At 69.3% G+C, this 20,565-nt stretch carries 22 protein-coding genes; 5 read left to right on the forward strand and 17 right to left on the reverse strand.

Translation table 11 applies throughout. From position 1 onward, the window contains the following. Position 1: 1 nt before the first annotated feature. The 5 genes from EGT29_RS13810 to EGT29_RS13830 all read right to left on the reverse strand — a co-directional run bounded on the left by EGT29_RS13810 (position 2) and on the right by EGT29_RS13830 (position 3,583). Positions 2-916 carry a YgcG family protein gene (locus EGT29_RS13810; protein WP_124689536.1) on the reverse strand — a complete coding sequence of 305 codons (915 nt, stop codon included), beginning with the start codon at positions 914-916 and terminating at the stop codon, positions 2-4. Next, entirely contained in the window at positions 913-1,494 is a 582-nt protein-coding gene (locus EGT29_RS13815) for a LemA family protein (protein WP_087840287.1), read from the reverse strand. Before EGT29_RS13815 ends, EGT29_RS13810 begins: the two co-directional genes overlap by 4 nt. Positions 1,495-1,571: 77 nt before the next feature. Further along, positions 1,572-2,084, reverse strand: a complete 513-nt coding sequence (locus EGT29_RS13820) for an anti-virulence regulator CigR family protein (protein WP_370283002.1) — start codon at positions 2,082-2,084, stop codon at positions 1,572-1,574. Positions 2,085-2,192: 108 nt separating this feature from the next. Continuing rightward, positions 2,193-2,999 carry an ABC transporter permease gene (locus EGT29_RS13825; RefSeq protein WP_124689537.1) on the reverse strand — a complete coding sequence of 269 codons (807 nt, stop codon included), beginning with the start codon at positions 2,997-2,999 and terminating at the stop codon, positions 2,193-2,195. Continuing rightward, a complete protein-coding gene (locus EGT29_RS13830; protein ID WP_238160402.1) occupies positions 2,996-3,583 on the reverse strand; it encodes an ATP-binding cassette domain-containing protein in 588 nt (195 codons plus the stop codon). The genes EGT29_RS13825 and EGT29_RS13830 overlap by 4 nt, the downstream gene beginning before the upstream one ends. Before the next feature lie 72 nt (positions 3,584-3,655). Here EGT29_RS13830 and EGT29_RS13835 point away from each other — a divergent pair, with 72 nt between their 5' ends. Then, positions 3,656-4,621 carry a tripartite tricarboxylate transporter substrate binding protein gene (locus EGT29_RS13835; RefSeq protein WP_161567819.1) on the forward strand — a complete coding sequence of 322 codons (966 nt, stop codon included), beginning with the start codon at positions 3,656-3,658 and terminating at the stop codon, positions 4,619-4,621. A gap of 90 nt (positions 4,622-4,711) precedes the next feature. On the opposite strand, the gene EGT29_RS13840 is transcribed toward EGT29_RS13835, so the two are convergent. From EGT29_RS13840 to EGT29_RS13865, 6 genes are read right to left on the reverse strand one after another with little or no spacing between them, the layout of a single operon-like run. Further along, positions 4,712-5,704 (reverse strand): tripartite tricarboxylate transporter substrate binding protein, encoded by a 993-nt coding sequence (locus tag EGT29_RS13840; protein ID WP_124689540.1) that lies wholly within the window; start codon positions 5,702-5,704, stop codon positions 4,712-4,714. 40 nt (positions 5,705-5,744) lie between these two features. After that, positions 5,745-6,107, reverse strand: a complete 363-nt coding sequence (locus EGT29_RS13845; protein WP_124689541.1) for a cupin domain-containing protein — start codon at positions 6,105-6,107, stop codon at positions 5,745-5,747. After that, positions 6,104-7,126, reverse strand: a complete 1,023-nt coding sequence (locus EGT29_RS13850) for a zinc-binding alcohol dehydrogenase family protein (RefSeq protein WP_238160404.1) — start codon at positions 7,124-7,126, stop codon at positions 6,104-6,106. Before EGT29_RS13850 ends, EGT29_RS13845 begins: the two co-directional genes overlap by 4 nt. A gap of 17 nt (positions 7,127-7,143) precedes the next feature. Beyond that, a complete protein-coding gene (locus EGT29_RS13855; RefSeq protein WP_124689542.1) occupies positions 7,144-8,025 on the reverse strand; it encodes a 3-keto-5-aminohexanoate cleavage protein in 882 nt (293 codons plus the stop codon). Next, on the reverse strand, positions 8,022-8,789 hold the full coding sequence (locus tag EGT29_RS13860; protein ID WP_124689543.1) for an SDR family NAD(P)-dependent oxidoreductase: 768 nt from the start codon (positions 8,787-8,789) through the stop codon (positions 8,022-8,024). Before EGT29_RS13860 ends, EGT29_RS13855 begins: the two co-directional genes overlap by 4 nt. Before the next feature lie 32 nt (positions 8,790-8,821). After that, on the reverse strand, positions 8,822-9,643 hold the full coding sequence (locus tag EGT29_RS13865) for a dioxygenase (protein ID WP_238160405.1): 822 nt from the start codon (positions 9,641-9,643) through the stop codon (positions 8,822-8,824). A 128-nt stretch (positions 9,644-9,771) separates the two neighbouring features. On the opposite strand from EGT29_RS13865, the gene EGT29_RS13870 reads away from it, so the two are divergent. Genes EGT29_RS13870 through EGT29_RS13880 form a run of 3 tightly spaced genes read left to right on the forward strand, consistent with a single transcriptional unit; the run spans position 9,772 to position 13,017 of the window. After that, positions 9,772-10,818: a LacI family DNA-binding transcriptional regulator gene (locus EGT29_RS13870; RefSeq protein WP_238160407.1), complete on the forward strand. Its 1,047-nt coding sequence runs from the start codon at positions 9,772-9,774 to the stop codon at positions 10,816-10,818. A gap of 48 nt (positions 10,819-10,866) precedes the next feature. Next, entirely contained in the window at positions 10,867-11,727 is an 861-nt protein-coding gene (gene asd, locus EGT29_RS13875; RefSeq protein ID WP_124689545.1) for an archaetidylserine decarboxylase, read from the forward strand. 30 nt (positions 11,728-11,757) lie between these two features. Then, the gene (locus EGT29_RS13880; RefSeq protein WP_124689546.1) at positions 11,758-13,017 is read left to right on the forward strand and encodes an alanine--glyoxylate aminotransferase family protein; all 1,260 of its coding nucleotides are present in this window, start codon (positions 11,758-11,760) and stop codon (positions 13,015-13,017) included. A 199-nt stretch (positions 13,018-13,216) separates the two neighbouring features. On the opposite strand, the gene EGT29_RS13885 is transcribed toward EGT29_RS13880, so the two are convergent. From EGT29_RS13885 to EGT29_RS13910, 6 genes are all read right to left on the reverse strand, one after another. Further along, positions 13,217-13,489 (reverse strand): PsiF family protein, encoded by a 273-nt coding sequence (locus tag EGT29_RS13885; protein ID WP_124689547.1) that lies wholly within the window; start codon positions 13,487-13,489, stop codon positions 13,217-13,219. A gap of 92 nt (positions 13,490-13,581) precedes the next feature. Then, on the reverse strand, positions 13,582-14,034 hold the full coding sequence (locus EGT29_RS13890) for an aconitase X swivel domain-containing protein (protein ID WP_124689548.1): 453 nt from the start codon (positions 14,032-14,034) through the stop codon (positions 13,582-13,584). Further along, positions 14,031-15,314, reverse strand: a complete 1,284-nt coding sequence (locus EGT29_RS13895) for an aconitase X catalytic domain-containing protein (protein ID WP_124689549.1) — start codon at positions 15,312-15,314, stop codon at positions 14,031-14,033. The genes EGT29_RS13890 and EGT29_RS13895 overlap by 4 nt, the downstream gene beginning before the upstream one ends. A 43-nt stretch (positions 15,315-15,357) precedes the next feature. Further along, complete coding sequence (locus EGT29_RS13900) at positions 15,358-16,221, reverse strand: IclR family transcriptional regulator (protein ID WP_124689550.1); 864 nt, start codon at positions 16,219-16,221, stop codon at positions 15,358-15,360. Positions 16,222-16,297: 76 nt separating this feature from the next. Then, on the reverse strand, positions 16,298-17,269 hold the full coding sequence (locus EGT29_RS13905) for a tripartite tricarboxylate transporter substrate binding protein (protein ID WP_124689551.1): 972 nt from the start codon (positions 17,267-17,269) through the stop codon (positions 16,298-16,300). A 42-nt stretch (positions 17,270-17,311) separates the two neighbouring features. After that, entirely contained in the window at positions 17,312-18,580 is a 1,269-nt protein-coding gene (locus EGT29_RS13910) for an FAD-dependent oxidoreductase (RefSeq protein WP_124689552.1), read from the reverse strand. Between the two features lie 196 nt (positions 18,581-18,776). On the opposite strand from EGT29_RS13910, the gene EGT29_RS13915 reads away from it, so the two are divergent. Next, entirely contained in the window at positions 18,777-20,501 is a 1,725-nt protein-coding gene (locus EGT29_RS13915; RefSeq protein WP_124689553.1) for a dihydroxy-acid dehydratase, read from the forward strand. The last annotated feature ends 64 nt before the right edge of the window (positions 20,502-20,565 follow it).

Raw genomic sequence — 20,565 nt, forward strand, 5'->3', positions numbered from 1 at the left:
GCTACCACCGTCCCGAGGCACCGCCGCCGCCGAAGCCGCCGCCGCCCCCGCCACCAAAACCGCCTCCGCCGAAGCCTCCGCCACCAAAGCCGCCGCCCCCTCCCCGACCGCCGCGATGGCTGCCGCCATAGCCGCCGGGCAGTCCGGCGAAGCCCCCGCCCACCAGCGTGAAGAAGAACGCCAGCAGGGCGCCCACGATCGCGATGGCCACCGCGCCGGACAGCAGCCAGGCGGCTCCGCCCACGACGCCGCCGGTTACCAGCGCACCGGGCAGCCTGCCCAGCGCGCGACGCAGCATGCCGCCCGCCACCAGCGCGACGATCAGCAAGACCGGCGCGATGCCTTCCAGGTCGCCGCCTTCCTGCGCGGCGCGCTCGGGAGGCGGCGGCAGCGGTTCGCCGTCGATGAGCCGCATGATGCGGTCGGCGCCCTGGGAAATGCCGCCGTAGTAGTCTCCTTCGCGGAACCGGGGCGTGACGATCTCGTTCAGGATGCGGTTGGCGGTGGCATCGTTCAGCACGCCTTCCAGGCCATAGCCCACCTCGATCCGCATCCGCCGGTCGTCCTTGGCCACCAGGAACAGCACGCCGTCGTCCACATTCTTGCGGCCGGGCTTCCAGGCCTCGGCCACCCGCAGCGAGTACTGTTCGACGCTCTCGGGCGCGGTGCTGGGAACGACCAGAATGGCGAGCTGGCTGCCCTTGCGTTCCTGAAAGGCGCGCAGTTGCTGTTCCAGTCCGGACCGCTGCTCGGCGGTCAGCGTCGAGGTCAGGTCGGTGACCAGCCCGCCGAACGGCGGAATCGCCACCAGGCCATCACTGGCGGCCAGGGCCGGGGCGGCCGCCAGCCAGAGCACGGCGGCGCCGGCGGCCAGCCAGGCGGCCGCCCCGCGTCTCCAGGCCCGCCATGCGCTCATCGCGCGCCCGCGGGCTTGTTGCCGCCGAAGTCGACCGTCGGCGGCGTGGAAATCGCGCTTTCGTTGGCCACCGAGAAATTGGCCTTGACCGGATAGCCGAAGGCCTTCGCGGTCAGGTTGCTCGGGAACGAGCGCACGATCACGTTGTAGTCCTGGACCGACTTGATATAGCGGTTGCGGGCCACGGTGATGCGGTTCTCGGTGCCTTCGAGCTGCGCCTGCAAGTCGCGGAAGTTCTCATTGGCCTTGAGGTCCGGATAACGCTCCACCACCACCATCAGGCGCGACAGCGCGCTGGTCAGCTGCTGCTGGGCGGCGTCGAACTTGGCGAAGGCCTCGGGATCGTTGACCAGTTCCGGCGTGGCGTTGATGCCGGTGGCTTGCGCGCGGGCGTTGACCACGGCGGTCAGCGTGTCCTGCTCGTGGCTGGCATAGCCCTTGACCGTGTTGACCAGATTGGGGATGAGGTCCGCGCGCCGCTGGTACTGGTTCAGGACTTCGGACCAGCTGGCCTTGACCTGTTCGTCCGCGCGTTGCAGGTCGTTGTAGCCGCAGCCGGACAGCGTGGCCGCCAGCATGACGAGGAAGGCAGTGATCAGGCTTCGCACCTTGTTCTCCTTGGGAATGAGCGCTTGGGAAATGCTGTGCAATCGGGTCAGCGGAATACGTCCGCGAGCACGTCGGCCACGACCAGGGTGGCCAGCGACACCAGGATCAGATCCGTGCCCGCCACGCGCCACTCGTAGCCGGGATAGACCGGCAGCCTGGCCAGCATGTCGGACGGCACGGCCTTCTTGGCGATGCCCGGCGGCAGTGGCTTGCCACGGGCCAGGTTCTTGCGTATGCCCGGGGGCAAGGGGCCATAGCCCACCGCGCGATAGTCGGAGGCGTAGTTCCGGGCCAGCGAGACGGTGATGCCGGCTCGGACCAGGTCGTCGCCGCCGGCGCGCTTGTCCTGCCTGGAGCCGCCGCCCTTGCCCGACGTCTTGTCGCCCTGCCCCTGACCGTGGCCCTTGCTTCCCTGCCCCTTGCCGCCGCCGTGGCCGCCTCCCGCATGGGCATTGCCGCTGCCTTTGCCGCTGGGTGGATCGGCAAAGGCGGGGGTCATGCCCAGCGAACCCGCCAGCAGCAGGACCAGGAAAATTTCGCGTCGCGGTTTGAGCATCATTTTCAGTCGGCTCCTCGAGCACAGGTGTGCAACGAGCCAAGCATAGCGCAAGGCCGCAAGAGGCGGTCTCGACAAGGTATCCAGTTGCAGCGGTCGGTTGCAGCGGCGTCAGCCGCGCGGCCGCGAGACCAGCCGCTCCAGCCTCAAGCGGTCGCGCGCGTCCGTCAACCGCCACACGGCCAGATAGACCGAGCCGGCCGATGCCGCGAAACCGCCCCCGGCCAGCAGGAACATCAGCAGGATCTGGTACTTGGCCGACTCGATGGGATCCATGCCGGCCAGGATCTGCCCGGTCATGATGCCGGGCATGGTGATCACGCCGGCCGCCGCCATCTGGTTCATGACCGGCAGCACCCCTGCCCTTACCGCGCCGCGGATGACGCCCCGGAAGGCGGTGTAGCGGTCGGCGCCCAGGGCCAGCCGGGCCTCGATGGCCGCCCGTTCGCGCGACACCGAGGTGAACACCCCGTTCAGGGCCAGGCTGGCGCTGTTCATGGCGGTGCCCAGCACGATGCCGGCCAGCGGGATCGCATGGCGCGGGTCGTACCAGGGATCGGGACGCAGCGCCGTGGCCAGCGCCAGCAGTGCGATGCCCAGCGTGGCGATGCCCACCGGCACGCCACCCACGCCGTAGCGCCATGCCCCCTGGAAGCGCCGTTCCTGCCTGGAGCCGACCTCGTGGCAGGCCGCGGCGATCATCAGCGCAACGACCGCGCCGGTCACCCAGGGCGAAGTCAGCGCGAACACCTGCCGCAGGAACAGGCCCACCAGGATCAACTGCACGACCATGCGCGCCGCCGCCACCAGCAACGGACGCTGGATGCCCAGCGCCAGGCGCAGCGACAGCGCGGCGCTGGCCAGAACCAGCACCGCCGCCATGGCCAATTCCAGCGGGGTCAGTGAAATGGGGGTCATGGCGTCTCGTTCTCCAGTCCCGCGGGCGTCATGCGCAGCCGCCGGGTGGCGATGCGCGCGGCCTGCGCGGCGTCGTGCGTGACCACCAGCAGTCCGGTGCCCTGTGCGCGCAGCCGCGCCAGCAGGGCCTCGACCCGGGCGGTGGCTTCGGGATCCAGGGCCGAGGTCGGTTCGTCCAGCAGCAGGAAGCGCGGCTCCTGCGAGATGGCGCGTACCAGCGCGAGCCGCTGGCGCTGGCCGGTCGACAGCGTGGCCACCGGCGCCACGAACAGCGCGTCGGCCAGCCCCAGTTCCGGCAGCAGTTCGCGCGCCCGATCCGGATACGCCATGTGGTCGGCCACGATGTCCGTCCACCACCCCGCCTCGGCCGCGACATAGGTCACCTGGCGGCGAAACGCCGGGGCCCGCATGCGAGCGCGGTCCACGCCGTCCAGCTCGACGCGGCCCCGGGCCGGTTCGAGGTCGGCGATCATGCGCAGCAGCAGGCTCTTGCCCACGCCGGACGGGCCGGACAAGGCCACGCACTCGCCGCTCTCGACCGCCAGAGCGAAAGGACCCGCGAGCCGGCCGTGCAGGCCGTGCACGTATAATCGATGGTTGCTCGCGGCAACGATAAGACCACAAAGCCCATTTACCATTTCAAGGTTGTTTCATCTATGTATCGCGCACTCGCCGCCGCCCTCGTGCTGGGCACCCTGGCCGTCGCTCCCGCCCATGCCGGATCCTACCCCGACCGCCCCGTCCGCATCATCAACCCGTTCCCGCCCGGCACGAACACCGACACGGTAGCGCGCCTGCTGGCCCAGAAGCTGCAACAGAACTGGGGCCAGGCCACCGTCGTCGAGAACAAGACCGGCGCGGGCGGCGCGATCGGCGCGAGCTTCGTCGCCAAGTCGCCGGCCGACGGCTACACGCTGCTGCTGACATCTTCGTCCACGCACCTGGTGGCCCCCGTGCTGCGCAAGGCCGTGCCCTACGACGCGAACAAGGACTTCACGCCCATCATGACGGTGACCGTGTCGCCGCACGTGGTAGTCGCCACCCATTCGCTGCCGGTCAAGGACTTCAAGGACTTCGTGGCCTACGTGAAGTCGCACCCGGGCACGACCTTCGCATCCTCGGGCAACGGCACCGGCTACCACCTGGCGGGTGAACTGTTCGCCCACGGCGTCGGCGCCAACATGCTGCACATCCCCTACCGCGGCGCGGCTCCGGCCATGAACGACCTGATAGGCGGACAGGTCCAGTCCATGTTCGACTCCCCGGGCAGCGTGGCGCCCAACGCCAAGAGCGGCCGCGTCCACGCGCTGGCCGTCATGGGTCCCAAGCGCTGGCCCACCCTGCCGGACGTCCCCACCACGGTGGAACTGGGCTATCCCCAGTTGCAGTTCTCCACCTGGCTGGGCCTGTACGCGCCGGCCAACACCCCGCCCGAGGTGATCGCCAAGATCACCAACATCCTGACCACCGAACTGTCCAAGCCCGGCATGAGCGAACAGTTCGACCAGATGGGCTCGCAGCTGAACATGATCGTGGGCAAGGACTTCGCCAAGTTCATGCTGGACGGCCAGGCCTCGCTGAAGAAGCTGGCCGAGGAAGCCAAGCTGCCGATGCTGGACTGATCGCGTTTCTCCGAAACTGAAAACGGCCTCGCTTTCGAAAGATGCGAGGCCGTTTTTCTTGGCGGACGACAGGCGCGAAGCGCCGCTCGCCTACTCGATCTTGATGCCGGCCGCTTTCACGAGCCGGGACGCGGACTTCGTTTCGTCGGCCAGATACTTCTCGAAGGCTTTCTGGTCCATCGGCATGGGAGTGGCGCCCAGGTTGGCGAAGCGGGTCTTGATGTCGGGCATCTCCAGCACCTTCAGCACGCCGGCGTGGATCTTGTCGACCACGGGCTGCGGCGTCTTGGCGGGCGCGAACAGCCCCACCCAGAACGTGTAGGCGGCGGCCGGCAGGTTCGAGTCGGTCATCGAAGGCACGTCGGGCAGCGCGGCCGAGCGCGCGGCGGTGCCGACGGCCAGCGCCTGCAGCTTGCCGTCCTTGATCATGGGCAGCGCCGACACCAGCGGTGCGAAGAACCAGGTCGTACGGCCGGCGATGGTCTCGGTGATGGCTTCGGGCGTCCCGCGGAACGGCACGTGTACCGCCTCGATGCCGGACGCCACGCGGAACTGCTCCGCGTTCATGTGCGTGGCCGAGCCGTTACCCGCCGAGGCGTAGAACAGCTTGCCGGGCTCGGCCTTGGCCTTGGCGATCAGGTCGCCCAGGTTCTTGAACCCCGCCGAGGGCGAGACCACCAGCACGTTGGGCAGGCTGGCCAGCGGCGTGATGCCCTCGAAGTCCTTGAGCGTGTCGTACGGCAGGTTCGGATAGATGGACGGGTTGACGAGGTGGCCCGAGCTGTGGATCAGCAGGGTGTAGCCATCGGCGGGCGCCTTGGCGACCTGGGCCGCGCCCAGCGTGCCGCCCGCGCCGGGCTTGTTCTCGACCACGATCTGCGCGCCCAGGATGGGGCCCAGCTTGTCGGCGATCGAGCGCGCCACCACGTCGGTGCCGCTGCCCGCGGTGAACGGGACGACGAAGCGGATGGGCGTGCCCTGGGGCCAGTTGCCCTGGGCCTGGGCGCTCGCGCCCGCGGTCAGCATCGCGGCGGCGGCGAGAACGCGCAGCGAAGTCCGGCGCGCGTGGGAAGGTCGTTGCATGGTATGTCTCCTCTCTGATTTATCGAATGGAACGGCGGCGCTAGCCCGGGACGGGCGGACTGAATGGCATGGCCAGCAGCACCGATGCCGTCCGGCCGCTGCGGTTGATCAACTGGCGTTTTTCCCCGGGCGCGAGGCGGCAGGAATCCAGGCGCCCCAGCGTGGCCTCCTGGCGTATCCCGTCCAGCTCGCTCACGACGACAAGCTCGCCTTCCAGGACCACGTAGTGCTTCTCCATGGGCGAGCCATCCAGCGAGGTATGGCCGCCGGGCTCCAGCGTCGAGACGCCCAGCCACAGCTGTTCCGCCGGGCCGGCTTCCCGGCCCTGCAGGCGCACGCAGCGCATGTCGAAGTGGTTGGGGGCCTCGTAGACCGGGGCCTCGGGATAGCGGGTGACGTTCATGCCCCGGCGTCCCACGGCCGCAGCACGATGCGCTGGTCCGACCCGCCTATTACCGTGCGATAGGCCTCGAGCGCGTCGGTCAGCGCGTAGACGGCATCGGCGCCCACCGGAAAAGGCCGCAGCGTACCGGCCTCGAACCCCGGCCGCAGCGCCCGCAGGTGTGCGGCCGCCTCGGTGCAGTCCATGGCCAGCGAGTCCACGCCCACGTAGGTGTGCATGGCGCGATAGAACGTGAAGATGTCGAACGGCACGGGGCGCTCGACCGTCGAGATGAAGATCTGCGTGGCGCGCTTGGCCATGGCCTGGTTGGCGGCCTGGAAGTACGGGCTGCCCACGGTGTTGTAGACCAGGTCCACGCCGCGGCCGTCCGTCAGCTCGCGCAGCCGCGCGGCGACGTCTTCCCGGCTGGCGTCCACCACCTCGACGGGCGCGCAGGCGAAGCCGGCATAGGGACCCGGCCGGCGCTGGACCGCGATGACCCGCGCCCCGGCCTGCGCCGCGAGCTGTACCGAGGCCTGCCCCACCTTGCCGTTGGCGCCCATGACGGCGACCACCTGGCCCGGTTGCGGCATGCCGCTGCGCTGGAAGCCTTCGTGGGCGGTCACGAACGGCACGCCTATCGACCCGGCGGCGTCGAAGTCCAGGCCCGAGGGCATTTCCTCCAGCGCGGCCAGCGGCAACGTCAGCCAGGCGGCATGCGAGCCGTCCCGCGTGATGCCCAGGTCGCCGCCCGAGCCCCAGACGCGGCGGCCTATCCACTCGGTGGGGCCCGCCACCACCGTGCCGGCGAAGTCGCGGCCGGGCGTGCGCGGCCAGACGGCCTGCGGCATCAGCCCCATGGCCGCCTTCACGTCGCTGGGATTGACGGCCGCGCTGGCCACCTTGACGATGGCATGGTCGGGCGCCGGCCGGGGCATGGCCAGGGTTTCGATGGCGGGGGCCAGATGGGCGGCGGACTCGGCTTTCGCCAGCACGCGCACGGCCGGTCCAGATTGGGTTGCTTGCATGACGGTGGACATGATCGGTAGCGGTTCCTTCAATTCCTGATGGGCAGGCCCAGCATGTCGCGCGCCTCGCCGGCGGTCGCCACGCTGCCTCCCAGGTCCTGCACGATGCGCGCGGCGCGCTCCACCAGCGCCGCGTTGCTGGGCGCCAGGACCCCGCGGGACAGATAGATGTTGTCTTCCAGGCCCACGCGGACATGTCCGCCCGACACGAAGGCGGCCGCCAGCATCGGGAACTCGTGGCGGCCCACTCCGAAGGCGGACCAGAACGCGCCCGCCGGCAGGAGGCCGCGGGCATACAGCAGCGTCTCGGGCGTGGCCTCGAAGCCGTACTTGACGCCGGTGACGAAGGTCCACATGCCCGGCCCGTCCAGCGTGCCGTCGGCGATCAGGTCGCGCGCGAGGTGGATGTCGCCGCTGTCGAAGATCTCCAGTTCGGGCTTGACGCCCGCCTCGCGGATCACGCCGGCCATGACGCGCACGTTGCGCGGGGTGTTGATGACCACCTCGGCGCCCGAGTTCATGGTGTTCAGGTCCAGCGAGCAGACGTCGGGCCGCAGCCGCGCGACGTGCTCGACGCGTTTTTCCGGCGCCAGCAGCGTGGTGCCCGGACCGGCCACGCGCGGCTCGGCCTCGCTCGGCACGTAGCGGCCGCCCGGGCCGGTGGTCAGGTTGATGATGACTTCCCGGTTCTCGGCCCGGATGCGGCGGATGACCTCGTCGTACAGCCCCACGTCCATCGAGGGCCGGCCGGTTTGCGGATCGCGCACGTGGATATGGACCTGCGCCGCGCCGGCGCGGGCCGCCTCCAGCGCCGAATTGGCGATCTGTTCAGGCGTGATGGGCAGGTGCGGCGTCTGCTCCGGCTTGGTCAGGTTGCCGGTGATCGCGCAGGTGATGACGGTCGGGTTCACAGGTGGCGCCCTCCATCGACCACGATGCGGGTGCCGGTGGCAAAGCGCAGCGAGGTGGCGCAGGCTTCCACGGCGGCGGCGATGTCGTCGGTGGTGCCGATGCGGCCCAGCGGCGTGGTGGCGGCCGTCTTGGCGTTGAAGTCGGCGCCCCGGCCCGGCACGAAAGTGGAATCGACCACGCCCGGGCTGACCGACAGCACGCGCACCTGCGGCGCGAGCACACGCGCCAGGGCTTCGCCCACCACGTCCACGCTGGCCTTGGCCGCGACGTAGGCCAGGTTGCTGCCGACGCCGGTGAAGGCCGCGATGGACGACAGCGTCACGATCAGGCCGTCGCCGCTTTCCTTGAGCAGGGGCGCGAAAGCGCGGATGGTCGAGAAGACGCCCCGGAAATTGACCTTCAGGATGTCGTCGATCAGTTCGTCGGTCAGCGCGTCCAGGTCGGCCGCGGGCACGGGCTTGGTGTAGCCGGCGCTGTTGACCAGGATGTGGCAGGTGCCGAATTCGGCGCGGACGCGGTCGGCCGCCGCCTTCAGGGCCGGGCTGTCGGTGATGGAGGCGACGACGTCGGCGTGCCCTTCGCCGGGCAGTTCGGCCACCCGGGCCGCTGCGGCCGGATCGCCGTTGTGCAGCAGCACGCAGCGGGCCCCGCGGGCCGCCAGGCGCCGCGCGGTGGCATGGCCGATCGCGCCGGTGCCGCCGGCGATCACGGCCACCTTGCCGTCCAGGCGGTCTTGCGGCGCGAATGGAGTTGCTTGAGTCATGGGGGTGTTCCTTAGGGGAATGCGTGGGGAAATCAGGGAATCGGGGGATGCGGGAAGACCATCTCGCCTTCCAGCAGCGTGAAGCAGTGGTCGAACACGGCGACGTCGCCGCCCGGGCGCGGCTCCACCCGGTACTGGCCGACCAGCCGGCGCGTCACGCCGAAGGTGGGATCGCTGTGCAGGAACTCCGAATCGTCGGCATAGACCTGGGTGATCAGGACCTTGTAGCCGGGCTTGGAGAACATGAAATGCAGGTGCGCCGGCCGGAACTCGTGGCGTTCCTGGGCGCGCAGCAGCACGCCGCCCGGTCCGTCCACCGGCACCGGATAGCCCGCCGGCCGCACCGAGCGGAAGCGGAAGCGTCCGTCTTCGTCGGTGGTGTAGCGGCCGCGCAGGTTCATGTCGGGCTGGGTTTCGTCCTGGTTTTCGTACAGGCCGCTGGGCGAGGCATGCCAGATGTCCACCGTGACGCCCGCCACCGGCCGGCCCTCGCGGTCCTGCACCCGCCCGCTGCCCTCCAGCGGGATGCCCGGCGTGCCCGGCGCCGCGAGCGACGCGCCGGGCGCCAGGCTGGGCGAATTGGCGCGCCAGAACGGGCCCAGCAGCGCGGCGTCCGACTCGCCGTGGTGGTCGGCATTGTTCAACAGCGCCACCAGCGACGACACCCCCAGCAGGTCGGCCACCAGCACCGCTTCGTTCTTGGTGTCGCAGGTGGCCTGGCCGATGGCGTTGATGTAGCCCAGCGCATATTCGAACTCGGCCTCGGTCAGGCGGGTTTCCAGCACGAAGGCGTGCAGGTGCCGGACCAGGCTGCATAGCAGTTCCTTGACCCGGGCGTCGGATGTATTTGCCATCGATTGCACAACGATAGGCGTCAGTGATTCGGGAGTGCTTGGCAACATTTGGCAAAACCTCATGCTATCGATAGCATTAAGTTTATCCGGTTCGTTCCGCTTGTCAACAAGGAGATTTCCCTCGAACCATGCGCCGGCACTTCGCTATCATCTCGCCCATGCCCAAGCGTTCCTCCGCCGCCACCCTCGCCGACATCGCCCTGCATGCCCAGGTGCACAAGACCACTGCCTCGCGCGCGCTGGATCCCGAACGCCGCCACATGGTCAGCCCCGAGGTGGTGGGCCGTGTCGAGGCCGCCGCCCGCGCCCTGAACTACCGCGTCAACCGCGCGGCGTCGGCGCTGCGCACGGGGCGCTCCGGCACGGTCGGGGTATTGCTGCCCGACATCACCAACCCCGTGTTCCCGCCCATCCTGCGCGGCATCGAACAGGCGCTGGCGGCCGAAGGCTTCTTCGTGCTGGTGGCGGACACCGGCAACGAACAGGCGCCCGACCAGGCGGCGGACCGCATGCTGGCCCAGCGGGTCGAGGGGCTGATCATCGCGACCTCCAGCCTGCACGACCCGCTGGTCGAACGCCTGGTGCGCGACCAGGTCAAGGTCGTGCTGGTCAACCGCCGCGACGAAGACGGCAGCCTGCCCGCCGTCGTCAGCGACGACATGCTGGGCATGAAACTCGCCGTCGACCACCTGGTATCCATCGGCCACCGCCGCATCGCCCACCTGTCCGGGCCGCTGGCGCTGTCCACCGGCTCGCTGCGGCAGGCCGGCTTTCGCCAGGCCATGGCCGCGCACGGGCTGGAGCCGGCCGGCTACGCCGAATGCGACGCCTATTCCTGCGATGCTGGCGAGGAAGGCACGCGCAGGCTGCTGGGCACCGGGGCCGCTTTCACCGCCATCGTCGCCGCCAACGACCTGATCGCGCTGGGCGCGATCCAGGCCTTGCAGGCGCAGGGGCGCAAGGTGCCGCAGGACGTGTCGGTCGTCGGGCACAACGACATGCCGCTGATGGACCGCGTCTCCCCTCCCCTGACCACCGTACGCATCCTGCACTACGAAATGGGCTTCCGGGCGGCCCGTTTATTGCTGGACAGTCTGCGCGGCGTGCCGGGCACGACGTCCACGGTCGTCCTGCGGCCGGAGCTGGTCGTGCGCGGCTCCTCCGCACCGCTGTAATATCCCAGGCGCAAACCCGAACCTGCCTCGCCCGCGCGAGGCCCCGACATGTCCATCAAAGACCAGCTTTTCATCTACGGCCAATATCTCGCGCCCCAGGCGCTCGTCTCCAGCCTGTTCGGACGCCTCGCGCACTGCCGCGTCGCCGCCCTGAAGAATCCCGCCATCGCCCGCTTCATCCGCCAGTACGGCGTGGACATGAGCGAGGCCCTGGAGCCCGATCCCACCGCCTACGAGCACTTCAACGCTTTCTTCACCCGCGCGCTCAAGCCCGGCGCGCGGCCCCTGGATCCCGCCCCGGACGCCGTCCTGTGCCCCGCCGACGGCGCCATCAGCCAGCTGGGCCCCATCCGCGCCGGCCGCGTCTTCCAGGCCAAGGGACATGATTTCAGCGCCGAGGAACTGCTGGGCGGCGATGCCCGGCGCGCCGATCCCTACCAGGATGGCAGCTTCGCCACCATCTACCTTTCCCCGCGCGACTATCACCGGGTGCACATGCCGGTGGCCGGCACCCTGCGCGAAACCGTCTACATCCCGGGGCGCCTGTTCTCGGTCAACCCGCTCACGGCCCGGTCCGTGCCGCGCCTGTTCGCGCGCAACGAACGCCTGGCCTGCCTGTTCGATACCGAACTCGGCCCCATGGCCGTGGTGCTGGTGGGCGCGATGATCGTGGGCGCCATGGAAACCGTCTGGGGCGGCCAGGTCGCCCCGCACGGCTCGCGCATCGTGACCACACGCTACGACGACGGCGCCGTCCGGCTGGATAAAGGCGCCGAGATGGGCCGCTTCAAGCTCGGTTCGACCGTGGTCCTGCTGTTCGGCGCCGGCCGGGTCGACTGGAGCGATGCGCTCGGGCCGCTTAGCGGGCTCCGCATGGGGCAGGCGCTCGGACGCGCGGTGAATCTATAATTGACGCTGTCGCACAGCCGTTTATCCAACATGCCTACCCGTCCGCTTCGCGCCGCCGAAGAAACCGCTGACACCGCTTCCTCGACCGACCATCCTCCGCTTGTCTACTCGCAGCCGCCCCGCGTGCGCCTGCTGAGCGATATCCTGCCCGACGATCCCCTGCTGATGATGGGCGCCGGCCCCGTGCCCATTCCCGACGTGGTGGCCCACGCCAATTCGGTGGTCATCAACCACCTGGGCGCGACCATGTCGACCATCATCTCGCAGGTCAAGCAGATGGCGGGCTATGTGTTCCAGACCCAGTCGGAGTGGGTGCTGGGCGTGGCCGGGCCGGGTTCGGCCGCGATGGAGATGGCGATCTGCAACCTGGTGTCCCCGGGCAGCAAGGTGTTGTGCGTGGTCAACGGCTTCTTCAGCGCCCGCATGGCCGAGATGAGCCGACGCCTGGATGCCGACGTCGTCACGCTGGAAATCGAGGGCAACCACGCCGCGTCCGCCCAGCAGGTGGAACAGGCGATCGAACAGCACCGCCCCGACGTCCTGACCATCGTCCAGGGCGAGACCTCCAACACGGTCTTCAACCGCGAACTGCCCGCCATCGCCAAGGCCGCCAAGAAGCGCGGCTGCCTGGTCGTGGTCGATGCCGTCTGCACGCTCAGCACCATGCCGCTGCAGATGGACGACTGGCAGATCGACGCCGTCATCACTGGCGGCCAGAAGGGCCTGTCGTCGATACCCGGCGTGTCGCTGATCGCGTTTTCCAACGACGCCTGGGAACACATCAGCCGGCGCAAGACGCCCAACACCCACTGGGTGCTGGACGCCAGGCTGGCCGAGAATTTCTGGCACAAGGGGTCTTACCACTACACCGCGCCGGTGTCGGGCGTGCTGGCGCTGCACGAGGCGCTGCGCCTGGTCTGCGCCGAGACGCTGCCGGTGCGCTTCGCGCGCCATTCGCGCTCGTCCTTCGCCCTGCAGAACGGCATCGAGGCGATGGGCCTGCGCCTGTTCGCGCCGCCGGCCTCGCGCCTGAATTCGGTGGTCGGCATCACGGTGCCGGAAGGCCTGACCAATACCGGCATCTGCGCCCACATCTCCGAACGCTACCGGGTCGAGATCTCGGGCTCGTTCGGGCAGCCCATCGTGCGCATCGGCCAGATGGGCGAACAGTGCCGGGCCCACAATCTGTTCCGCACGCTGCACGCGCTGGGTTCGACCATGCGCGACCTGGGCGCCAAGGTCGACATGCCCGCCAGCATGGCCACGCTGGAATACAGCCTGCAGGTTTAGCCCCCCCTACGCGCTTCGCGCGCCCCCCAGGGGGCGATGCGGGTGGACCGGCGGAGCCGGATCCACCGCATCCTGGGTCTGCGTGGGATATCTCGGTGCGAAGCACCGCTTACTTGCTTTGATCCAGGGCACCGCGGATCCGGCTTTGCCGGTCCGCCAGTGCCGCCCCCTGGGGGGCGCCCGAAGGGCGTAGGGGGGATCAACTACTCAGGCACTGTTTCATGAAGGCTTTGCGGTCGTCGCCTTTTTTGCCGGTGGCTTCCTTGTTGCAGGCGGTCATTTTTTCCTGCTGGGTCATCTTCTTGGCGGACAGGCATTCTTTCATGAAGGCCTTGCGGTCGTCGCCCTTGCGGTCGCCGGCGTCCTTGTTGCAGGTGGTCATCTTGTTCTGCTGGGTGTTTTCGGCGGCCAGGGCGGGGCCGGTCAGGGCCAGGAACAGGGCGGCCAGGGACACTGCTAGCGTTTTTTTCATCGTGAACTCCGAACCTTGGTTTGCTGGGACTCCGGTCGCCCACGGCTGACTGCCGGGCGGCAGCCCATTATCGTGCTCGACCGGGGAAATGCCTAGCCCCTGTTCCGCTTGGTCACCTCGACCCGGCCCAGATCGCCGTCGACCCGGACCCAGTCTCCCGTCTCGATCACCGACAGGGGGTCGACGTCGAAGTCGGTGACCGACGGCGCGTGCGTGACCACGGCGCCGAGCGCGATCTTGGTCGTCATCTCGTTGAACAGCATCGCCGCGGGCGCCATGCCGGAGATGCGGGCGATGTGGAACTGGCCGGACCAGCCCGACGATCCCTTCGCCCCGGGAAACACCAGCACCTTGCCGGCGAAGCTGATTCCGCGCAGTTCGTGGCGGGTCTCGATGACGGTGCCGGTGCGGGGGTCGATGCCGCCCCACCCCGAGATCCGGTCACGCGTGACCAGCGCCTCGCCCTCGGCGCGTCCACCCACGATGCCCCGGCCTTGCAGCACGATGACCTCGGAAACGGCCGTGGAACGGTCCTGCCCGCTCATCGCAAACCTCCTTTCCAGCGGCCGGTTACCGCGGCCTCGACACAATCGGCGGTGCTGCCGAACCAGGCCTGTATGCCCATGATGGCCGGCAGGTAGTGGACCTGCTTGGCCGAATCCACCGCCGCCACCTTGGTGCCCTGGGGAATCACGCGCCCCAGCGCCGAACAGGTGTCCGACATCAGGTAGCCGCCCGCCTCCTCGATGATCCGGGTGTAGCCGTTCTGGTCCGCGATCTGCTTGGTCGCCCGGGGCGTGAAGATCCAGAGCTGGGTGTTCTCGTGTACGCGCTTGCCCTGCAGCAGCCGGCACACTTCCCAGATCTGCTCGATGCTGTAGTGCGGGCAGCCCAGCATGACGAAATCGACGTCGGCATCGCGCGCCGTGGCGTTCAGGTTCTCGTAGGTCTCGCGCAGTTCCCTGGGCCCGAAGCGGAACACTTCGCGTGGACGGTTGCCGCCGAAGGCGGCCTCGACCGTCGGCGCCTCGGGCGTGAAGCCGGGGATGTGATACATCTCCACGCCGCCCGACGAGGCCGCCGCGGCGCCGAAGTGCTTGAGCTTGAGGGTGCTGGGCGCCAGTCCGGCACCGGTGATGACGGGCACCTTGTCCTGCACCTTGTCGCCCACGTAGTAGCCCAGCATGCCCCAGTCCGACATCGTCTCGACGGGCATATCCAGTTCCACCAGGTGGGTGCCGCGCCGTTCGGACTCGATGTGGTAGCCCCAGTAGGGAATGCGGCCCGTCAGCATGGCCGCGCCCGTGCTTTCGCGCCCTTCCGCGTTCGACCGCGCGCCCAGCACGGCGTTGATGTAGATGACGGCCGAGGACTCCATCCACGCGCAGTGCTCGCCCCGGGCAGGCAGGTTGCCGACCTGATAAGGCGTGCAGGTGTTCAGGAGCTGCACGCCCAGTCCGGCGCTGTAGGCATCGCCCTTGCGGAAGATGCGCACGACCTCTTCGCCCACCCCTTGCCGGGCGGCGTGCTCGGGGTCTATGCCCTGTTGCAGGTGGCTGCTGTAGACCTCGACGGGCGGGATGGCGACCACCTCCGCGCTGTCCAGGTTGAACTCGGAGAACACCGCGTCCAGGCCGCCGCGTTCGTCGGCGAACTTGCGCATGAAAGGCGTGGTGGCGCCGATGGTGCCCGCCACGTTGTTGGTCTGGACCAGGCGCTCGGCGCCCAGCGCGTTGCCGTAGCGCAGCAACAGGTCCATGGCCTTCTGCCTGGCCGCGCCATGCGCGCCATCGAGCATGGCTTTCTCGTGATCCGTCAGTCGCATTGCCGCCCTCCTTCCTGGCAGCCGGCCCGCGACGCCGCGCGGGTCAGGAAACCTTGAGCAATTTGTCCGGCAGCGGCACCTTGCCGCCCGTGTCGCGCGCGATGGCCTGCGCGGCCTCGATCAGGCGCGGCGCCACCTCGTTGCGCAGGCGCTTCTCGGTGAACGAGAAGGCCGGGCCGCCGCAGTTCAGCGCCATGATCTCGCCGCCCGGCACGACCAGCGGCACCGCCACCGAATTGATGTCGCGGTGGAACTCGCCCAGCGACAGGCAGTAGCCGTGCATGCGCGCGTCGCGCTGCCCGCGCTCCAGTCCTTTCTCGAGCCGCGCCCACTCCGCCTCGCCGCATTCCGCGCGGATGCTGCGCAGCAGGCGGTCCTTTTCGTACTGGTCGGTCATCGCGCTCAGGTAGGCGCGCCCCAGCGCCGAACTGGCCACCGAGAAACGCGACCCCACCCGCAGCCGCGCCAGCAGCAGCGCCGATTGCGGCGAAGCCGTCTCGATCAGCACGATGTGCAGCTCGTCGCGTATCGCCAGATAGACCGAGCCTTCGGTCTCGTTGGCCAGCGCGAGCATGTGCGGGCGCGCGATCGACCGCGTGTCCACCCCGCCCAGGAAGGCCTGGGCCAGCGACACCACGCCGGCCGCCAGCGAGAACCGCTCGGTCTCGGGCTCCTGCTTCATCAGGCCCAGCGAAACCAGCGTGGTGGCCAGCCGCGTGACCGTGGGCTTGGGTATCCCGGTCATCGCGGCCAGCTCGGCATTGCTCAAGACGCGCAGGTCCTCGCGGAAGCAGCGCAGCACCGCGACCCCCCGCTCCAGGGCGGACACGGTGCCGCTCGGCTCGGCCGCGGTGGACGCCCGCCGGCTCTTGGCGGCGGGCTGGGCTCGGGGGGCGCTTCGTGGCATGGCGGGACTCCGGATGCGGCGGTAAAAAAGGACCGTCCATTTTATAGAGAAGCCGGCGGGTTTCCATGGATAAGCCTCAATCGGCGGTGGCGCCCGAGGCCTTCACCACCGGCGCCCACTTCTCGATCTCGGTCTTGACCAGGGCGTCGAATTCCTCGGGCGTGCTGGGCGCCGAGGTCAGGCCCACTTCGGCCAGCCGCGCCTTGAAGTCCGCGCTGCGCAGGATGGTGCCCACGTCGGCGCTGATCTTGTTGATCACCTCGCGCGGCGTCGCCGCCGGCGCCACCAGGCCGAAGATGCTCTGCACGTTGAAGCCCGGGATGGTCTCGGCCACCGTGGGGATGTCCGGGGCGCTGGGATCCCGTGTCTTGCCCGTGACGGCGATGGGTTTGAGCTTGCCCGCCTTGATGTAGGGCATGGACGAGAACAGCGGGTCGATCAGCAGCGGCACGCGGCCGGCCATCACCTCGGTGTAGGCGGGGCCGCTGCCCTTGTACGGAATGTGCAGCATCTCCACGCCGGTCATGCTCTTGAGCAGTTCGCCGGTCAGGTGCATGGAGCTGCCGCTGCCCGGCGAGGCATAGCTCATCTTGCCGGGATCCTTCCTGGCCATCGCGATCACGCCGGCCAGGTCCTTGGCCGGCAGCGACGGCGTCGCGGTGATGACGATCTGCGACGTCACCAGCATGGAAACACCCGCCAGGTCCCTGACCGTGTCGAAAGGCATGCTCTTGCGCAGCGTGGGGTTGATGACGTGCGAGGTCACGACGATACCCAGCGTATAGCCGTCGGGCGCGGACTTGGCGACGTGGTCGGTGCCCACCACCGTGTTGGCGCCCGGCTTGTACATCACCACCACGGGCTGCCCCCAGGTCTTCTGCAGGCGCTCGGACAACAGGCGGCCCAGGATGTCGATGGCGCCGCCCGGGGCATTCGGCACGATCAGCGTGACGGGCCGGGACGGATAGGCGGGGCCGGCCGCGGCCACGGCGTGGGTGGCGCCCGCGGCGCAGGCAGCGCCCAGCAGGGACGCGAACAGGATTTTCATGGTGTCTCCTTCGGGAATGGCGCGGGAGTGTCCCCGCTTGGGTCAGATGTTGGCGCGTATGCGTTCCTGCAGGGCGGGCACGTCCACGTCCTGCACCTTCCCGCCCAGGGTCAGGTCCAGGGCATGGGCCGCCGCCGCCCCCATGGCGATGCACGGCCCCATGACCCGCACGCTGGACAGCGCCGCCGCGTCGGCGTCGATGCAGCGCCCGGCCGCGACCAGATTGTCGCTACCGGCCGGGATCAGGCTGCGCAGCGGCACCGTGTGCACGTGGTCCTCGCCGAAGGGCTCCCACACGTAGCCCTCGGGCTGGTCGTGCAGCTCCACCGGCCACGAAGTTCGCGCGACGGTGTCCGGGAAACGCGTGGCCGCCCGCACTTCGTCCGTCGTCAATTGATGCAGGCCGGCTATCCAGCGCGTCTGCCGGATGCCTGGCAAGGCGTAGGCGCGGATGCGGGCGGCGCCGAAGGCCTGCGGATATTCCGCCTTCAGGAACTCGATGACGCGGTCCACCTGCTCGCGCCCGGCCAGCGCCGTGGCCGAGGCCGCCAGCGGGTCGAGCGGCGTTTCCATGTGCGTCATGTTCATCGCCGCCACGCCTCGTCCGGGGAAGCGGAAGAAGAGCCCATCGTCGCGCGAGATGCCGTACCGCGCAGCCTTTTCCTTGATGCGCGCCGTGAAGGCCTCGCGCGTGGGCAGGTGGGCCTCGTCCAGGTGTTCGAGCACGAACATCTGGGTGCCGAAGATCGGCACGTCCGGCTCGCGGCAGTCCAGGCCCGCCAGCCAGGCCAGCGCGGCGTCGCCGCTGGCATCGACATAGCCCCGCGCATCCACGTGCACGTCGCCATAGCGGGTAGCCAGCTCCAGCCGCTGCAGCCGGCCGCCTTCGCGCCGCGCCTCGCGCAGCACCGCGCCCAGCACCACCGTGATGCCGGCGTCGCGGATCTTCTGTTCGATCCAGCGGCCCAGCGCCACCTCGTCGTAGTAGACGACCGTGGTCAGCGGGCCGACGTTGTGGTGGAGCGCGCCGGCCTTGCCCAGGTCCTCGAGGATGCCGTCGGCGATGCCGTGCGTGAGCTGGATGCGGTTGGGCCCGTTCGAGAACAGTCCGCAGAAGGTACCGATGATCGACCCCACCGCCTGGCCGCCCAGCATGGGCAGGCTGTCGACCAGCACGACCCGGCGGCCCAGCGCCGCGGCCTCGAGCGCGGCCGAGACCCCCGAGATGCCGGCCCCGACCACGCACAGGTCGGCATCGACGTGCCAGGGGCGGTTTTCGGTTCGTCGGACGGTTCGTACTTGGTTTGCCATGCGGACTCTCCTTGATGCGGCAATGCGTTCAGGTCTTGGGGGCCCGTGTCGCGTCGGATTCTCCGACGGCCTGTTCCCCGGCGTCAATATTTTTCGAAATAACGTTTCATTTTAATTTTAACCATGGATCATCGTTGTCCGGAAGACCTTCTGAATGATAAATTGAAATAACGTTTCAAATTTTTATGGAGACCTCATGTCCTCGTCCGAATCCGGCAAGACGGCGCCCCGCCGACCGCTGCGCAGCAACTTCGAACCCGGCACCTCGCGCTGGGCGGTCAGGCGGGCGCAATGGCGCGCGCTGGGCCTGAGCGACGCCGACATGGAGAAACCCAAGATCGCCGTGGTCAATACCTCGTCGGAACTGTCGAGCTGCTTCAGCCACCTGGACGGCGTCGCCGCCGCGGTCAAGCGGTCCATACGCGAGGCCGGCGGCCTGCCCTTCGAGGTCCGCACCGCCGCGCCCAGCGACTTCATCACCAGCGCCGGCGCGCGCGGCGGCTACATCCTTCCCAGCCGCGACCTGATCGCCAACGACATCGAGGTGGCGGTGGAAGGCGCCCTGCTGGACGGCATGGTCTGCCTGGCCTCGTGCGACAAGACCACGCCCGGCCAGCTCATGGCGGCGGCCCGCCTGGACCTTCCCACGCTGGTCGTGGTGTGCGGCTACCAGCGCAGCGGCCACCACCGGCAGCAGCACGTCGACATCGAAGAGGTGTTCCTGGCGGCGGGCCACGTCGCGGCCGGCCGCATGGATCCGGCGGAGCTGACCGCGATGAGCGAGCAGGCGGTACGCGGCCCCGGCGTCTGTGCCGGCATCGGCACCGCCAATTCCATGCACATGGTGTGCGAGGCGCTGGGCATGGCTCTGCCCGGCAGCGCCCCGGTGGCCGCCAACAGTCCGCGCATGATGGCCACGGTCGAGCAGGCCGGCGCCCGCATCGTCCAGATGGTCTGGGACGACCTGCGGCCGCGTGCCATCCTGACCCCCGAGGCCTTCGCCAACGCGGCGCGCGTGGTGCTCGCGCTGGGCGGCTCCATCAATACCGTCAAGCACTTGCAGGCCATCGCCAATGAAGCGCAGGCCGGCGTGGACGTCTACGGATTGTTCGAGCGGCTGGCGGACACCACGCCCCTGATCGCCGCCATCCGCCCCAACGGCGACCACTCCATCGAAGACCTGGAACGCGCGGGCGGGACACTGGCGGTGTTCAAGCGCCTGGCCGGCCTCTACCACCCGGACGCGCTGACCGTGTCCGGCCGCCCGCTGGGCGCGGCCGTGGACGAGGCCCGGGTGCGCGACGAAACCATCCTGCGCCCCGCCGACCAGCCGCTGTCCAGCCGCCCCTCCATCGTCATCCTGCGCGGCTCGCTCGCGCCCGAGGGCGGCATCGTCAAGCTGGGCCTGGCCACCGGCAAGGCCATGCGCTTCGAGGGACCGGCACGGGTGTTCGAGTCGCAGGAAGACGCCATCGCGGCCCTGCAGCGCGGCGAGATCGAACGCGGCACCGTGGTCGTGATGCGCGGGCTGGGCGTGCGCGGCGGACCGGGCATGGGAATGGCCTCGCGCTTCGTGTTCGTCCTGGACGGCGCGGGCCTGGGCGAGCACGTCGCGGTCGTCACCGACGGACAGCTTTCCGGCCTGGTGAACAAGGGACTGGTCGTGGGCGAGGTCTCGCCCGAGGCCGCCGCCGGCGGGCCGCTGGGGCTGGTCCAGGACGGCGACCCCATCGCCATCGACATCGATGCGCGCACCGTGGACCTGAAGGTGGCCGAGCAGGAGCTGGCCCGCCGCCGCGCGGCCTTCGCGCCGCCCGCCCCGGGACGGGTGCGCGGCTGGCTGTCGGTGTACGAGCAGGTCGTGCGGCCGCTGCCCGAAGGCGCGGTCATCACCCATACCGGACCGGGCGGCGCGCGCTGACGCCGCATGGTGTCCGGCCCGGCAGACGATTATTCTTCTTAATCATATTGTCATCGCCGGGCCG

Source organism: Pigmentiphaga sp. H8, from assembly GCF_003854895.1.
Taxonomy (GTDB): domain Bacteria; phylum Pseudomonadota; class Gammaproteobacteria; order Burkholderiales; family Burkholderiaceae_B; genus Pigmentiphaga.

Excerpts from the sequence above, each read along its gene's own strand:
- EGT29_RS13810 (WP_124689536.1), bottom strand. The coding sequence starts at position 916 with ATGAGCGCATGGCGGGCCTGGAGACGCGGGGCGGCCGCCTGGCTGGCC.
- EGT29_RS13815 (WP_087840287.1), bottom strand. The coding sequence starts at position 1,494 with ATGCTGGCGGCCACGCTGTCCGGCTGCGGCTACAACGACCTGCAACGC.
- EGT29_RS13820 (WP_370283002.1), bottom strand. The coding sequence starts at position 2,084 with ATGATGCTCAAACCGCGACGCGAAATTTTCCTGGTCCTGCTGCTGGCG.
- EGT29_RS13825 (WP_124689537.1), bottom strand. The coding sequence starts at position 2,999 with ATGACCCCCATTTCACTGACCCCGCTGGAATTGGCCATGGCGGCGGTG.
- EGT29_RS13835 (WP_161567819.1), top strand. The coding sequence starts at position 3,656 with ATGTATCGCGCACTCGCCGCCGCCCTCGTGCTGGGCACCCTGGCCGTC.
- EGT29_RS13840 (WP_124689540.1), bottom strand. The coding sequence starts at position 5,704 with ATGCAACGACCTTCCCACGCGCGCCGGACTTCGCTGCGCGTTCTCGCC.
- EGT29_RS13845 (WP_124689541.1), bottom strand. The coding sequence starts at position 6,107 with ATGAACGTCACCCGCTATCCCGAGGCCCCGGTCTACGAGGCCCCCAAC.
- EGT29_RS13850 (WP_238160404.1), bottom strand. The coding sequence starts at position 7,126 with ATGTCCACCGTCATGCAAGCAACCCAATCTGGACCGGCCGTGCGCGTG.
- EGT29_RS13860 (WP_124689543.1), bottom strand. The coding sequence starts at position 8,789 with ATGACTCAAGCAACTCCATTCGCGCCGCAAGACCGCCTGGACGGCAAG.
- EGT29_RS13865 (WP_238160405.1), bottom strand. The coding sequence starts at position 9,643 with ATGGCAAATACATCCGACGCCCGGGTCAAGGAACTGCTATGCAGCCTG.
- EGT29_RS13870 (WP_238160407.1), top strand. The coding sequence starts at position 9,772 with ATGCGCCGGCACTTCGCTATCATCTCGCCCATGCCCAAGCGTTCCTCC.
- asd (WP_124689545.1), top strand. The coding sequence starts at position 10,867 with ATGTCCATCAAAGACCAGCTTTTCATCTACGGCCAATATCTCGCGCCC.
- EGT29_RS13880 (WP_124689546.1), top strand. The coding sequence starts at position 11,758 with ATGCCTACCCGTCCGCTTCGCGCCGCCGAAGAAACCGCTGACACCGCT.
- EGT29_RS13885 (WP_124689547.1), bottom strand. The coding sequence starts at position 13,489 with ATGAAAAAAACGCTAGCAGTGTCCCTGGCCGCCCTGTTCCTGGCCCTG.
- EGT29_RS13890 (WP_124689548.1), bottom strand. The coding sequence starts at position 14,034 with ATGAGCGGGCAGGACCGTTCCACGGCCGTTTCCGAGGTCATCGTGCTG.
- EGT29_RS13895 (WP_124689549.1), bottom strand. The coding sequence starts at position 15,314 with ATGCGACTGACGGATCACGAGAAAGCCATGCTCGATGGCGCGCATGGC.
- EGT29_RS13900 (WP_124689550.1), bottom strand. The coding sequence starts at position 16,221 with ATGCCACGAAGCGCCCCCCGAGCCCAGCCCGCCGCCAAGAGCCGGCGG.
- EGT29_RS13905 (WP_124689551.1), bottom strand. The coding sequence starts at position 17,269 with ATGAAAATCCTGTTCGCGTCCCTGCTGGGCGCTGCCTGCGCCGCGGGC.
- EGT29_RS13910 (WP_124689552.1), bottom strand. The coding sequence starts at position 18,580 with ATGGCAAACCAAGTACGAACCGTCCGACGAACCGAAAACCGCCCCTGG.
- EGT29_RS13915 (WP_124689553.1), top strand. The coding sequence starts at position 18,777 with ATGTCCTCGTCCGAATCCGGCAAGACGGCGCCCCGCCGACCGCTGCGC.